A 15,124-nucleotide genomic window follows, 5' to 3' on the forward strand; every position below is an offset into this window, starting at 1 on the left:
TGAGGGATTTTAGATGAAACAGCGCAAATTAGTAAAAATAGATCGATTAAGCGCCTAGGTAGCCATTATCTTTCCATAAAATCGTTAACTCGGTGAACTCGGCTACGCCTAGTTGTTCGGCACGTTTACTCAGTAAGGGATGTTCAGGTAATTGCAAGGCTCTGAGGGCATTACGCAAAGTCTTGCGACGTTGGTTAAAGGCCATCTTCACTAAAGACTTGAATTTCGCTGGATCGCATTCTAGTTTTTTGTCCCAATTTCGAACCAGGCGAATGACGCCGGAGTTGACTTTGGGAGGAGGGGTAAATACCTCCGGTCCTAAGCTGAATAAGTACTCGATATCGTAAAAGGCCTGAAGTAGCACGCTTAAAATACCGTAATCCTTATTGCCCGGCTTTGCCGCGAGGCGCACCGCTACTTCTTTTTGGAGCATGCCTACCACCTCGATGCATTGGTCTTTGTATTCCAAAATGCGGAAGAAGATCTGCGTCGAAATGAAATAAGGGAAGTTGCCCACAATGGCGAATTTCTCTTCGCCAAAAATATTCTCCAACGGGTAGCGCAAGAAATCGCCATCAATTAAGCGCGGCCCCGTAAATTCTAAATAGTTCTTACGTAAGTAGTCCACAGACTCTTTATCGATTTCGATGAGGGAGGTTTCGTATTCCGTTTTTTTGACCAAAAACTGTGTCAACACACCCATCCCCGGCCCAATCTCCAATACTTTCGTATAGGCTCCAGCGGGCTGCAATCCATCAACGATGCGCTTTGCCGCGTCTAAATCATTTAAAAAATGTTGTCCTAAACTCTTTTTTGCTCTTACTTGCACCGGGTCTCTGGGGTTTAAGGAGTAAAATTAAGCCCTTTTTTGTACATTTAAGCAAAATTTTCGATTAAAGGCATGGAGGACAAGCAGGCCCTGATTAAAACATTGGATTCCCTGAAGCTTTTTGGCATCGTTATGGCGCTCGATGGCACCATTACGCATGCGAATGCCTACACGCACCAATTGCTAGGCTATAAGCCGGGAGATTTAAATGGTCAGGATTTCTTTAGTACGCTTGTGCCGGACGGAGAGAGCGAAATCCGCCGCACTGCTTTTGACAAAGCCATCCAGACTGGAGGCCTTTTCGAAGAACGCGAACGGAATTACAAAACGAAATCAGGGGCCATCAAGTGGGTAGAAGTCGCTTCTACCGTGGTCAGCGATAATTTCCTGAGTATCATAGGGGAGGACGTCAGCGAGAAGAAGAAAGTATCGGAAGCCCTTTCGCGTTCCAATGCCCAATTACAAGACTTAATTAATAATACGACCGACCTCATCCAAATCACCGGGGTGACCGGTCGTTTCCTTTTCGTAAACCGTGCCTGGTTAGAAACTATGGGATATACGGAGGAGGAAGCCAAAGATTTAAAAATACAGGATGTGCTCCATCCCGAGTTTGCTCATCAGACGCAAGCTCAATTTGATATGTTAGCGAAAGGGGAGGATATTCCAGAATTTACCGCCGTATTTAAACGCAAAGATGGTCGTAGGCTCTATGTTTCAGGATCTGCTACTTGTCGTTTCGAACGCGGGGTACCTACGGCATACCGTTGTATTCTACATAACTCTACGGCGAAAGTCCGTGCGGAGCGAGCGAATAAATTATTCTCTTCTATCTCTCAGGTAGCGATCAATTCCTCAAATCTGGATGATTTGTTTGTGAACATTCACAAGCAATTAGGCGAGGTGATAGACGTGAAGAACTTCTTCATCGCGCAATACGATCCAGGGAAGAGTTATATCTATTTTCCTTACTACATCGATGAGTACTTTAATTCCCGGGTGCACTTTACGAAGCGCCGATTAGGGAATGGCTTGACTGAATATGCGTTGATGGCGAATAAGCCACTCATTTTACACGATGACGATATCCATCAATTAGCCGCGGAAAAGAAGATTTACTTGTACGGGGTGGTTCCTAAAGTCATGCTCTGTGTTCCCCTCCGCATCGGAGATCGGGTGACGGGGATCATTGGGGTGAAGTCCTATGAGCGCGCGAATAAATACGAGAACCGAGATCTAGAGTTATTGGACTTTATTTCGGGTCAGGTGGCGATTGCGATATCGAGGAAGCAGGCGGAAGAGGCTTTAGCGAGAGAAACGGCTCGATTAAATTCCATCTTCGAAAGTTCGTCTCACCTCATGTGGTCCGTGAACAAGCGATTGTTGCTCATGAGCTTTAACCACGACTATGCGGACTTATTGCAGCAAGAGATTGGGATAACGCCACAATTGAATTTCAGCTCGGAGACGATGGGCTTCAAGATGATGGCGCCGGCGGAACGCAAGGTGATGGAAGAGCATTATAAACAAGCGTTTAGAGGCACGAAACAGCACTTTGAGCTTTGTTTGAAGAAGAAAGACGGGACGGATCGCTGGTTAGAGATTTATTTGAATCCGATTTTAGACCAGGGTATTATCTCAGAAGTTTCTGGTATCGCTCGGGATATTACGGATATTAAGAAGTACCAAACGGAACTGGTGGAAGCTCGCGAACAGGCGGAGCACTCCTTGAAGGTGAAGGAGCAGTTTTTGGCGAATATGTCGCACGAAATTCGGACACCTATGAACGGGGTGATTGGGATGGTGGACTTGCTTTGCGATACCCCGCTAGAGGAAGAACAACGGGATTATTTACAAACGATACGGAAGTCGTCGGAGACGCTACTACATATTTTAAATGATATTTTGGATTTGGCCAAAATCGAAGCAGGCAAAATGGTCTTACATCCTACGGATATTCTCTTAGAGGATGTATTCGATCGATTAATGGCTTTATTTACGCCATTAGCGCATCAGAAAGGGAATAAAGTATCCTACAAATTAGATGATAAAGTGCCCGCTTATGTGAAGGCTGATGAGACGCGTTTACTTCAGATTCTATCGAATCTTACATCGAATGCACTGAAGTTTACAGAAAATGGTTCCGTTAAGATCTCGGTGAAACCCATTTCAGTTTCTTCCGATGCGACGGAATTAGAAGTACGGGTGACGGATACGGGGATTGGTATCAGTCCGATGAATTTAGAAAAGCTATTCAACGCCTTCCAACAAGTCGATAATTCTACTTCCAAGAACTATGGCGGAACGGGATTAGGTTTAGCGATTTCGCGCGAATTCTGTAAGATGATGGACGGCGAGATTGGGGTGGAGTCTGAGGAAGGAAAGGGAAGTACGTTCTGGTTTACGATTAAACTCGCGATAGGGGACTCTTCTCTAGCGGCCAAAACGAAGAAAGACGAGAATCTTTCCATTTCAGGGACTTTACATTCCGTACACGCTAGAGTCTTATTAGTGGACGATAATGCCACAAACCGCAAGGTAGCAAGTCAGATTTTGATGAAGGCGGGTTGTGAGGTTTTAATGGCCTCCAGCGGCCAGGAAGCTATTAGTGTATTACAAAAAGACGCTCATTTCGATTTAGTGCTGATGGATATTCAAATGCCAGAAATGGATGGGATGGAGACTACACGTCGCCTGAAAGCATTGAATCTAGCCTCATTGCCACCTATCGTAGCGATGACGGCTTATGCCATGAAGGAGGATCGCGAACGATTCCTAGCGGCCGGAATGGACGATTATTTGGCCAAACCGATACGGGCGCAGCAAATTATTGCGATGGTGTCTCGCTGGGTATCCGAGGGACATGGCTCGGTGGAGGAGGCTTTAGTGAACACTGATTTTGTGGTTGATGAAGAAGTATTAGCCTCGCTTTCGGATGCGGTAGGCGGAGATCCGGCTTTCGTGCAAAGCATGTTAGAAGAATTTATTGCGGAGGCCAAAGAACAGATTGCGGCTGCTATCTCAGTTCATTCAGCTGGTAGTTGCAAAGGAGTTCAATCTGAACTGCATACGTTGAAGGGAAATTCTGGAACCTTGGGTGCGGCGCAGGTACATTCGATTTGTGAAAAGATCGAATTGAAGGCCAAAGTTTGCGATTTCTCCCAATTTGCCACCGAGATTGTTGATCTACAAATTGCTTTAAAGAATTTTGAAGACGCGATTAAAGCCAAATTCGTCTAATATGCGCCATTTTGGCGTGTTTTCTCTTTTCGTTTTGCGAAATACAATGTCATTTTTTCCGAATTTATCGATTGGGTATTCATTTGCTAGGTAGGGGGAAAACCTAGCCGATATGAACCCAAATAATTACACTTCACAAGCTGGAATTATTATTCAAAACGCGATGGAAATCGCGAGCCAGAATGGCCAGCAAGCCATTGAAACGGGGCACCTTTTGCAAGCCATCTTGCAAGATGATACCCAAACATCCGCCTTTCTTTTAAAGAAGAACGGCGTGTCTGTTCTACAAATTCAAGAGAAATTACAAGCCATCCTTTCTTCTTACCCCAAAGTATCAGGCGCTCAGCCTTATGCGAGCAATGCCTTACAGCAAGTTTTGACGAAGGCAGAGGCTTTGAAAACTGAATTTGGCGATTCGTATGTCAGCGTAGAGATTTTATTTCTCTCTTTAATCGAATCCAAAGATACCATCGCAGACTTATTAAAGTCGCTGGGCATCAACAATGCAAATTTTAAGAAATCCATCATAGAATTAAGAGGAAATAGAAAAGTGAACGATCCACATGCAGAAGGTACTTACCAGTCTTTGGAAAAATACGGTAAGAATTTAAATGAATTAGCTAAAGCCGGAAAAATCGATCCGGTCATCGGACGCGATGAAGAAATTCGCCGGGTCTTGCAGATATTATCCCGCAGAACGAAAAATAACCCCATCCTATTAGGAGAACCGGGTGTAGGTAAAACCGCCATTGTGGAAGGTCTAGCCCAACGTATCGTCTCTGGAGACGTACCCGAAAACTTGAAATCCAAGATCGTCATGTCGCTCGATATGGGACTTTTAGTAGCGGGAGCGAAGTACAAAGGAGAATTTGAGGAGCGTTTGAAAGCGGTCATCAAAGAAGTAACCGACTCCGATGGAGAAATTGTCTTGTTCATCGATGAGATTCACACCTTGATCGGTGCAGGCGGCGGAGGCGAAGGAGCGATGGATGCCGCGAACTTGTTAAAACCTGCTTTAGCGCGTGGTGAACTTCATGCGATCGGTGCCACGACTTTGAAAGAGTACCAAAAGTACATCGAGAAAGACAAAGCCCTTGAGCGTCGTTTTCAATCCGTTTTAGTCGAAGAGCCGGATGTCGCAGATGCGATTTCCATTCTTCGCGGGATCAAGGATAAATACGAATTGCACCACGGTGTACGTATTCAGGATGACGCGGTAATTGCTGCGGTAGAATTATCGAACCGCTACATCTCAGATCGTTTCTTACCAGATAAGGCGATCGATTTAATGGATGAGGCGGCTGCCAAAATGCGACTTGAAATTGACTCCGTTCCGGAGGAAATCGATGACATTCAGCGCAAAATTATGCAGCTAGAGATCGAACGCGAGGCGATTCGTCGCGAGAATAACAAAGAGAAAGAGACGATATTATCCCGTGATTTAGCGGATTTATCGGAGAAACGAGATGCGTTGAAGGCCAAATGGCAAGCAGAGAAATCCGTGCTCGATGCAGTTCGCGCCGAGAAGGAGACGATTGATCGCTTAAAGCTAGAGGCAGAACAAGCGGAGCGCCAAGGCGAATACGGTAAAGTAGCCGAGATACGTTACGGTCGTTTAGTCGAGTCGGAACAGAAGTTGAAAGATATGCAAGCGCAGCCAGCGGGCGAAAACTCGATGTTGCAGGAAGAGGTTACCGCCGAAAACGTGGCAGAAGTTGTCGCGAAGTGGACAGGAATTCCCGTAAGTCGTATGTTGCAAACGGAAGTGGAGAAGCTATTGCATTTGGAAGATGAATTGCACAAGCGCGTAGCTGGACAGGATCAAGCCATTGAGATGGTTTCGGATGCGGTGCGTCGCTCTCGTGCTGGATTGCAGGATCCTAAACGCCCGATTGGTTCGTTCATTTTCTTAGGTACGACCGGGGTGGGGAAGACGGAATTAGCCAAGACTTTGGCCTCTTATCTATTCAATGACGAAAACGCGATGATCCGCATCGATATGTCAGAATACCAAGAACGCCATGCGGTAAGCCGCTTAGTGGGAGCGCCTCCGGGATACGTGGGCTATGATGAAGGCGGTCAATTAACAGAAGCGGTGCGTCGCAAGCCCTACTCGGTTGTGTTATTGGATGAGATCGAAAAGGCGCATCCGGATGTTTGGAACATCTTATTACAAGTATTAGACGAAGGTCGATTAACCGATAATAAAGGTCGTACGGCGAACTTCAAGAACACGATCATCATTATGACGTCTAACATCGGTAGCCACTTGATTCAAGAGAAAATGGCTCAGATGGAAGGTTGGAACAATGCCTTGATTTTAGAGGAAACCAAAGAAGAAGTAATGACATTACTGAAACAGGTTGTTCGTCCTGAATTCTTGAACCGTGTCGATGAAGTCGTGCTGTTCGAACCATTGACCTTAGAGCATGCACGCAAAATTTTGGCGATTCAATTCAAAGAGGTTCAAAAGCGTTTAGCAGAACAAAATATCACGTTGGAAGCTTCAGAAGAAGCCTTGAATAAACTCGCTACGGATGGATATGACCCGAATTATGGTGGTCGTCCGATGAAGCGCGTACTTCAAAAAGCGGTTCTGAATGAATTGTCAAAGGCTATTTTATCGGGTAAGATTCAGAAAGATTCAGCGGTGATGATGGAGTTGGATGCGAAGGGGGAGTTGAGTTTTGAGAATATTATCGTGGAGGTTTAAGAGTAGAGAGAGGAGATAGTAGATAATAGATAATAGAGTAGAGATAATTCACCTTTTTTATCTCTACTCTATACTCTCTACTCTCTAATCTATACTCTATTTTGCAAGCAAACCATCCTCGTAAACCGATAAATCGCCTGCGTTCCTACGCTCGTACTACGTGAATCCGTAGTAGCAGGGAAAGGTCCTCCGTGCACCATAGCGCCAGAAACTTCCACTCCCGTAGGGAAACCGTTGAATAATAGACGGCCTACTTTTTGTAATAAGGTATCTATTAGATCCTCTGAAATTTCGGCTTTAGTGCCATGAATAGTTCCGGTTAACTGCCCGTCAATCGATTCTATAAATGTCAACATTTCCGCTTCATTTTCGACCAAAATAGCCACGGTGCAAGGCCCGAAAACTTCTTCTAAAATTGCACGATTCGCATTAGCCGCATCTGCCACAAATAAGGCAGGAGAAGGTAGCTCGCGCGATGTTAATTTGGTAGAATGTTTAGCTAGGTTCGAAACGCCAAAAGTATAGGCTGATGCGATTCCCGGCATTAAAAAAGTACCCAATGGTAATTTATCTAATTCCGCAGCCAGCAAATCAAGGAATGCAGCATCTTTCTTTTGAAGGATAAGTAAACCAGGATTCGTGCAGAACTGACCTACACCCAGGCAGACAGAACCAGCTAGGCTAGCGGCTAGAGCTGATGGGTTTTCGGCGATTTTGTTCGATAATAAAATAACGGGATTCACGCTACCCATTTCCGCATAAACGGGAATCGGGTGGGGTCTACGAACAGCTAGGTCATACAAGGCTTTACCTCCTCTGTACGATCCTGTAAAACCTACCGCCTGAATGTCAGTGTGTTGCACTAATTGTGATCCTACCTCATTCGAAGAACCGTGAATCAAAGCGAAAACACCTGCGGGTAAACCACAAGAAGCGACAGCTTTAGAAATCGCTGAACCTACTAATTCTCCCGTTTTAGGATGTGCTGGATGCGCTTTGAAAACGACAGGGCAACCTGCAGCTAGGGCAGAAATTGTATCTCCACCTGCTACTGAAAAGGCCAAAGGGAAGTTGCTTGCCCCGAAAACAGCCACAGGACCTAGTGGGATTTGGGTTTGAAATAAATCCGGTTTAGGTAATGGTGCACGGTCCGGTTGAGCGGGATCGTGGATTTCTTTTTTCCAAGCTGGATTGGAGATGAAGTCTGCGAAGGCTTGAATTTGGCCTATTGTGCGACCTCTTTCTCCCGTAATGCGCGCTTCTGGGAGGTTTGATTCCGTGCAGGCGCTTTGGATTAATTCATCACCTAAGGCCATTATTTCGCGGGAAATGGCTACCAGAAATGCCGCGCGATCTACATCGGAAATACGACGGTAAATAGGGAATGCGGCTTTTGCAGCGGCAACGGCTGAGTCGATTTCTGCAATCGAAGCGTCTTTATAATTCATTAGGCAACAGTTTGAATGAGGGTTCCAATAGGTTCAATCGTAATGTGGATGCTATCTCCAGATTGTAGCGTGAAGGGTGGATCTGGGACAATGCAAGTGCCTGTCATCAAATAGACGCCTGATGGAAAGGACATTTCGCGGGTTAAATAATCCACTAATTCGGCGTGTGAACGCTTCATTTGGGAGATTTCAGTATCGCCCTGGAACACGCTTTCGCCATTTCGGACGATTTCCATCGAGATGATGGTGGTGGGTTCCAACGGTTTTTCGGTCACTAATAAGCATGGGCCTAGACCGGCGGCTGCGTCATAGACTTTGGCCTGAGGCAAATACAAAGGATTTTCGCCCTCGATATCTCTTGAACTCATATCGTTACCGATACTGTAGCCCGCTAATTCGCCATGTTTATTGACAAAAAGTGTCAATTCTGGTTCAGGCACATTCCAAAAAGAATCATTCCGAATACGCACCTTTCCGCCGGGTCCTACGGACCGTAAGCGATTGCCTTTGTAGAATATCTCAGGACGCTCTGCGTCATAAACTTTGTCGTAAAAGGTGTCTCCCCCGGATTCTTTAGACTCTTCCATCCGCGCCACTTTACTGCGTAAATAGGTCACTCCGGCCGCCCAAATTTCTTGCGAATCGATGGGGCAGAGTGGAGTTTCGATTTTGGCCTCCTGAAAAGCGAGAGAAGTACAATGCTGAAATAGCTGGGACTGATTTATAAAGTCATCCCAATTTCCAGGAACCGTGCAAACTAGCCCTTGCTGATCCTGCACCTGAATTCCAGCCGAGGTTAAATAAATTTTATAGGTTGTCATAGGTTGTCTAGTGAGGTATCAATCTCTGCTGCGTAGCGAGATGCATACGTCAATTCATAAGTACAAAGGTTATCAATTACCTGATTTACTATCGTAATCGGGTGTTTTTTGCAAATTTTCATCACTTCATTCATCTGAGCATAGCTAAACTGTATGCTGCGGATTTTCATGGGTTCTTTCTCATAAATTTCCGCTTGTTCTAGCGCATCCACCGCCCCTTCTTTATAAGCTTGAATGAGTCCGGGAACGCCTAAAAGGGTGCCGCCAAAATAACGAACAACTGCCACCAACACATAATGCAAATTTTGAGAGAGAATCGTATTCAAAATGGGTTTTCCTGCACTTCCGGAAGGTTCTCCATCATCGTTTGATCGCGCTTCTTCTGGAGAAAATCCGAGTCGATAGGCATAACAAATATGGCGTGCTTTGGGATGTGCTTCTTTCAAGGAAGCTAGATGGCTTTTGATTTCTTCCAAATCTTTCACGGGATATGCCCAACTGATGAATTTACTTCCTTTATCTTTGTAAAGTCCTTCAGCTGGTTTTGCGATCGTGAGATAGGAGTCGGGTATCAATGACATAAGGATAAATTTAGGCTAAGCGATGCACAATAACTATTATTTTCTGCGGATTTTATCAGGTCAATTACGTCAGATATTGATGTATGCACGCTTGAAACAGTGTTTTTCGCAGGAGAAGGATGAATTAGTTTTAGGTTTTGAACGCCAAAACGGCGACGATTTCTACTTCAAATGCTCCCTCGGTCCTCAATTCTCTAGTCTTCAATTCCCAGATTCTTTCCACCGTGCCGGTCGAAATTCCATCGACCTGTTCTCTGATTTACTGTTAGCCGAAGTGCAGGAAGTGGAGATGTACGAAAATGAACGCGCCTTCGGGATTCATTTTCTGGGCAATTATGTGCTCGTATTTAAGCTTTTTGGGAATCGGGCAAACTTGATTTTGTACCGCGATGGAGAATACGATTCACAGTTTCAAAAACGACTAAAGAAAGACGATGAGCTTTCTCTAGATTCCATCTCACGTTCCATCGATCAAAGTTTCGAAGCCTTACAGGCAGCTGATGGAGAATATTTTCCGCTCTTTCCCACGCTAGGTAAAGAAGGGCAAGCCTGGCTTGCAGCACAAGGATATGAAAACCTACACCTAAATGACCGCTGGTCTCTGTTGCAAGAGATGCTTCAAATCCTAGATGAAGGCACTTTTTACGTGGTAACAACACCTAAAGGCATTGGTTTTACTTTATTTCCTCCAACTTCAGAACCGCTTTTCCAATCGACGGATCCCATTGCCGCTTTGAATCAATTCTATGTGCTGCATTATTCGGTAGGGGAGTTCACTCGGGAGAAGAGACAAATACAGGAGGGTTTAGAACGAAATTTAGCGAAATCTCAACTTTACCTACAAGAGCTGGAGAAGCAAAAGGTGATTCGAGAGACCAATGTGCCATTCGAAGAAATAGGTAATATTTTGATGGCTTTTTTACACCTAGTTCCAGAGGGCGAAAGCAAGGTTGTTTTAGAGGATTTTTACCGAAATCAGCCCATCACGATTAAGTTAAATTCAACGCTTAGTCCTGCGGCTAATGCAGAGAATTATTACCGAAAGGGTAAAAATTTCTCCAAAGAACTAGCCCATTGGGAAGAAAATATTGCGCGTAAGCAGCAGGAAATCGCTGAAATTTCAGATAAATTAATTGCCTTAGCATTGGTCGAAACACGAAAAGGCTTGAAACCCTTTTTAGCCTTAGCCACAGATAAAAAATCCGCCGAAGAATTGCCCTTTAAGCAGTTTGAGATTGAGGGCTGGGTGATTTGGGTAGGAAAAAATGCCAAGAACAATGATCTCTTAACGCTGAAATATGCGAAGAAACAAGATATTTGGTTGCACGCTAGAGACGTTTCTGGGTCTCACGTTATCGTCCGTAATCCTCAAAATAAAACGGTTCCTGCCTTCGTCATCGAAAAGGCAGCAAGTTTAGCGGCTTATTTCTCCAAAAGACAGACCGAATCCCTTTGTCCCGTGATTGTTACCTCTAAAAAGTATGTGCGTAAAACGAAGGATTTGCTGCCCGGTATGGTCATCGTAGACCGCGAAGAAGAGGTTGTTTTAGTAAAGCCGGAGCTTTGGAATTAGTACAATTCCGATAAAAAGGTTAATTTAGTCAATTCAAGACCTTAATTAACTTTAAAACTCTATGCAATCAAACGGTTTACAAACACTTGACTACCTCGTATTTCTCTTTTATTTCGTGGTAGTAGCTGGTTACGGCTATTGGATTTACAACAAGAAAAAATCCGAATTATCTGACTCGAATGACTTCTTTTTAGCAGAAGGTTCGTTAACCTGGTGGGCGATCGGCGCGTCATTAATCGCGTCCAATATCTCAGCAGAGCAATTTATCGGGATGTCCGGCAATGGTTTCAGACTAGGTCTAGCCATCGCTACCTACGAATGGATGGCTGCAGCAACGCTCTTAATTGTGGCGATTTTCTTTATGCCGATCTATTTGAAGAATAAAATCTTCACCATGCCTCAATTTTTATCGCAACGTTACTCTCCTACGGTGAGTTTAATCATGGCCGTTTTCTGGTTAATGTTATATGTAGCGGTGAATTTGACATCCATTTTGTATTTAGGCGCCCTAGCGGTAACGACTATTTCAGGCATTGATTTCACCGTTTGTATGATCGGAATGTCTGTGTTTGCTGTGATAATCACGTTAGGTGGTATGAAAGTAATCGGGTTTACGGACGTTATTCAAGTATTCTTCTTGATTTTAGGGGGATTAGCTACAACGTATTTGGCCCTACAAATGGTGTCAGATCACTTCGGTGGAGAAGGTGTGATGAGCGGTTTAAATCATTTGATGACTAAAGCGCCAGAACATTTCCACATGATTTTAAACAAGGATAATGCCAATTACCCGTCTCTACCAGGTCTAACCGTGTTAATCGGGGGTATGTGGATTATCAACTTGAACTACTGGGGGTGTAACCAATATATCACGCAACGTGCTTTAGGTGCTGATCTTCCAACAGCGCGTAACGGTATCTTGTTTGCGGCATTCTTGAAAATGTTAATGCCCATCATAGTGGTTTTACCTGGTATTGCAGCGTATCTATTACACAAGGATGGTATGTTCCAACAAGAAATGATGAAAGATGGTGTTATCAATCAAGATAGTGCTTATCCGGTCTTATTGAACTTATTACCAGCTGGATTGAAAGGTCTTTCTTTCGCGGCTTTAACGGCTGCCGTAGTAGCCTCGATGGCAGGTAAAGCAAACTCAATTTCAACGATCTTCACCTTAGATATATACAAAAAATACATCAATACGAATGCGACAGAGAAACAATTAGTTTCCATTGGTCGTATTGCCGTAGTGGCTGCTATGGTGTTAGCAATTGCGATTGCTCCATTTATGGGTATCGACAAAAAAGGTGGTTTTGAATTCATTCAAGAGTACACTGGATATGTTTCTCCAGGTATTTTTGCCTTGTTTATCTTAGGTTTCTTCTGGAAAAGAACGACTTCAAATGCCGCTTTATTTGCATTAATAGGTGGTGTAACGTTCTCGATTTTGTCTAAATACATTCCTACTTGGACGGGCGTTAACGATTGTATGTTCTATACGGCATTCTTAGATGGCGATGTATATATGATTCCATTTATGGACCGTATGGGATGGGTATTCATCTTCTGTGTGGTTTCAATGGTGATTATTTCATTAGCAGATCCAGAAAGCAAGAACAACCCTAAAGGATTAGAGATTGATGCCAAAATGTTCAAACTCGAGCCTTCTTTCATTTTAGGAACGGTTGTGGTTGTGATGGGGATTATAGCGCTGTATACGTATTTTTGGTAATTTTCGATGGTAAGCGTTTTAAAATTTTGTTGCACAAATAATTTTGTAAACGCTTACCCTAGAAAATTCTGTTGATACATTGACTAAGCTGCGTAGCAGCGACTACATAAAAAAAGGGATCGAATTTCGATCCCTTTTTTTATAGTCGTCAGTTGTCAGTGGACAGTAGCCAGGCAAAACACTGCTGAATTCATCGCCGCAGGCGATTCCACCTTTATGCTTTGTGCTCTATTCTTTATGCTTTAAATCTATACTCTCTACTCTATAATCTATAATCTTTTGCGCTCCGCGCAAATTATAAGGCTCCGCTGATAATCGAATCCACCACTCCCGGATCTAACAACGTAGACGTATCTCCTAAGTTAGAAGTGTCACCTTCCGCCACTTTGCGTAGAATACGGCGCATGATTTTGCCTGAACGTGTTTTAGGCAGACCCGTTACAAATTGAATCTTATCTGGTTTAGCGATAGGCCCGATGACGCGTGCCACTGTTGCTAAGATATCTTTGCGGGTTAAATCATCATTGATGGTCGGGTGTTCGCAGATGACATAGGCATAAATGCCTTGGCCTTTAATATCATGCGGATAGCCTACGACAGCGGATTCAATCACACCCGTGTGCATATTGATAGCATTCTCCACTTCGGCTGTTCCGATACGATGTCCAGAGATATTCATCACATCGTCTACGCGTCCCGTAATGCGGTAGTAACCATCTTCGTCACGCATACATCCATCTCCGGTGAAGTATAAACCTGGATAGGTGGAGAAGTAGGTCGATTTGCAACGCTCGTGATCACCGTACGTCGTACGAATAATCGACGGCCACGGGTATTTAATACATAAATTGCCATTAACGCCATTTCCGGTGATCTCTTTTCCATTTTCATCCACTAACATGGGTTGAACTCCAGGTAGTGGTAATGTGGCAAAAGCTGGTTTTAATGGAGTAATACCAGCGATTGGCGAGATCATGAGTCCACCTGTTTCCGTTTGCCACCAAGTATCCACGATAGGGCAGTTGCCATGACCTACTTTGTCATTATACCAGTGCCATGCCTCTTCATTCAACGGCTCGCCTACGGATCCTAAAACTCGTAAAGAGCTTAGGTCTTTACCTTCGATATGTTCATCTCCAAAACCCATTAACGAACGAATCGCTGTAGGGGCTGTGTAGAAAATGTTAACGGAATGTCTTTTGATGATATCCCAGAAGCGTCCTGCATCTGGGTAAGTAGGAATTCCTTCGAAAAGAACGGATTTTGCTCCATTTAAAAGAGGTCCATATACTAAGTAAGAGTGGCCCGTAATCCAGCCAATGTCAGCCGTACAGAAGAATACTTCTCCAGGATTGTATTGGAATACATTTGCGAAAGTATAGGCGGTGTAGACCATATAGCCGCCGCAGGTATGTACGACGCCTTTAGGCTTTCCGGTAGAACCTGATGTATATAAAATAAACAAAGGATCTTCTGCATTCATCGCTTCAGCCGGGCAATCTGCTGCCGCCTCGTTTTCTTCTTGTTCCCACCAAAGGTCACGACCACCTATCATGGAAACAGGTGTTTTTGTTCGTGTTTTTACGATTACCTTTTCTACGGATGGACAAGTTACTAAGGCATCGTCCACCGTTTCTTTCATCGGAATGGTCTTGTTACCCCGAACAGCTCCGTCCGTAGTGACCACCACTTTACATTCCGAATCATTGATGCGATCTGCAATGGATTGGGCTGAAAATCCGCCAAAAACCACCGAGTGGATAGCTCCGATTCGGGCACAAGCTAAAACGGCGATAGCTAGTTCTGGAATCATGGGCATGTAAATACAAACACGATCTCCTTTTACGACGCCTTGGTTTTTCAACACATTACTGAACTTACACACTCTCGCGTGTAATTCACGGTAAGTTAAGGTGATGGCTTCATCTCCAGGTTCGTTAGGTTCATAGATGATGGCTGCTTGATCTGGAATCGTTTTTAAGTGGCGATCTAGTGCATTGGCTGTGATGTTCATTTGGCCATCTTCAAACCATTTGACCGAATAATCATCAAAATTCCAGTCTAACACTTTCGTGAATGGTTTAATCCAATCAAATTGATTTGCGATGCCTGCCCAGAACTTCTCTGGTTCTCGCACGCTTAATTCATACGTTTTTTGGTAATCTTCTAGGCTCGTAATTCTCATAA

At 44.2% G+C, this 15,124-nt stretch carries 9 protein-coding genes; 4 read left to right on the top strand and 5 right to left on the bottom strand.

Annotated features, from left to right (window positions below; all coding sequences use genetic code 11):
- Positions 1-46 precede the first annotated feature (46 nt).
- Positions 47-829, bottom strand: a complete 783-nt coding sequence (gene rsmA, locus G9X62_RS08860) for a 16S rRNA (adenine(1518)-N(6)/adenine(1519)-N(6))-dimethyltransferase RsmA (RefSeq protein WP_223130364.1) — start codon at positions 827-829, stop codon at positions 47-49.
- Between the two features lie 72 nt (positions 830-901).
- Between rsmA and G9X62_RS08865 the strand changes: the two genes are divergently transcribed.
- Both G9X62_RS08865 and clpB read left to right on the top strand, forming a co-directional pair.
- Positions 902-4,069 (top strand): PAS domain S-box protein, encoded by a 3,168-nt coding sequence (locus tag G9X62_RS08865; protein WP_223130365.1) that lies wholly within the window; start codon positions 902-904, stop codon positions 4,067-4,069.
- A gap of 112 nt (positions 4,070-4,181) precedes the next feature.
- Positions 4,182-6,782 carry an ATP-dependent chaperone ClpB gene (gene clpB, locus G9X62_RS08870; RefSeq protein WP_223130366.1) on the top strand — a complete coding sequence of 867 codons (2,601 nt, stop codon included), beginning with the start codon at positions 4,182-4,184 and terminating at the stop codon, positions 6,780-6,782.
- 89 nt (positions 6,783-6,871) lie between these two features.
- Here the strand turns inward: clpB and G9X62_RS08875 are convergent, their stop codons facing one another.
- Genes G9X62_RS08875 through G9X62_RS08885 form a run of 3 tightly spaced genes read right to left on the bottom strand, consistent with a single transcriptional unit; the run spans position 6,872 to position 9,632 of the window.
- Positions 6,872-8,230: an aldehyde dehydrogenase (NADP(+)) gene (locus G9X62_RS08875; protein ID WP_223130367.1), complete on the bottom strand. Its 1,359-nt coding sequence runs from the start codon at positions 8,228-8,230 to the stop codon at positions 6,872-6,874.
- Positions 8,230-9,051, bottom strand: coding sequence for a fumarylacetoacetate hydrolase family protein (locus G9X62_RS08880; RefSeq protein WP_223130368.1), 822 nt, complete (start codon positions 9,049-9,051; stop codon positions 8,230-8,232). The genes G9X62_RS08875 and G9X62_RS08880 overlap by 1 nt, the downstream gene beginning before the upstream one ends.
- A complete protein-coding gene (locus G9X62_RS08885; RefSeq protein ID WP_223130369.1) occupies positions 9,048-9,632 on the bottom strand; it encodes an IMPACT family protein in 585 nt (194 codons plus the stop codon). Before G9X62_RS08885 ends, G9X62_RS08880 begins: the two co-directional genes overlap by 4 nt.
- A gap of 22 nt (positions 9,633-9,654) precedes the next feature.
- Here G9X62_RS08885 and G9X62_RS08890 point away from each other — a divergent pair, with 22 nt between their 5' ends.
- Both G9X62_RS08890 and G9X62_RS08895 read left to right on the top strand, forming a co-directional pair.
- Positions 9,655-11,205, top strand: coding sequence for an NFACT RNA binding domain-containing protein (locus tag G9X62_RS08890; protein ID WP_223130370.1), 1,551 nt, complete (start codon positions 9,655-9,657; stop codon positions 11,203-11,205).
- A gap of 61 nt (positions 11,206-11,266) precedes the next feature.
- Positions 11,267-12,937 carry a sodium/sugar symporter gene (locus G9X62_RS08895; RefSeq protein WP_223130371.1) on the top strand — a complete coding sequence of 557 codons (1,671 nt, stop codon included), beginning with the start codon at positions 11,267-11,269 and terminating at the stop codon, positions 12,935-12,937.
- 295 nt (positions 12,938-13,232) lie between these two features.
- Here the strand turns inward: G9X62_RS08895 and acs are convergent, their stop codons facing one another.
- Positions 13,233-15,122, bottom strand: a complete 1,890-nt coding sequence (gene acs / locus G9X62_RS08900) for an acetate--CoA ligase (RefSeq protein ID WP_223130372.1) — start codon at positions 15,120-15,122, stop codon at positions 13,233-13,235.
- Positions 15,123-15,124 lie beyond the last annotated feature (2 nt).

The organism is Aquirufa lenticrescens, assembly GCF_019916085.1.
GTDB classification, from domain to species: domain Bacteria; phylum Bacteroidota; class Bacteroidia; order Cytophagales; family Spirosomataceae; genus Aquirufa; species Aquirufa lenticrescens.

Bases quoted from the DNA above. Each gene is read 5' to 3' on its own strand.
- clpB (WP_223130366.1), top strand. From the start codon at position 4,182: ATGAACCCAAATAATTACACTTCACAAGCTGGAATTATTATTCAAAAC.
- G9X62_RS08880 (WP_223130368.1), bottom strand. From the start codon at position 9,051: ATGACAACCTATAAAATTTATTTAACCTCGGCTGGAATTCAGGTGCAG.
- acs (WP_223130372.1), bottom strand. From the start codon at position 15,122: ATGAGAATTACGAGCCTAGAAGATTACCAAAAAACGTATGAATTAAGC.
- G9X62_RS08895 (WP_223130371.1), top strand. From the start codon at position 11,267: ATGCAATCAAACGGTTTACAAACACTTGACTACCTCGTATTTCTCTTT.
- G9X62_RS08885 (WP_223130369.1), bottom strand. From the start codon at position 9,632: ATGTCATTGATACCCGACTCCTATCTCACGATCGCAAAACCAGCTGAA.
- G9X62_RS08890 (WP_223130370.1), top strand. From the start codon at position 9,655: ATGCACAATAACTATTATTTTCTGCGGATTTTATCAGGTCAATTACGT.
- G9X62_RS08875 (WP_223130367.1), bottom strand. From the start codon at position 8,230: ATGAATTATAAAGACGCTTCGATTGCAGAAATCGACTCAGCCGTTGCC.
- G9X62_RS08865 (WP_223130365.1), top strand. From the start codon at position 902: ATGGAGGACAAGCAGGCCCTGATTAAAACATTGGATTCCCTGAAGCTT.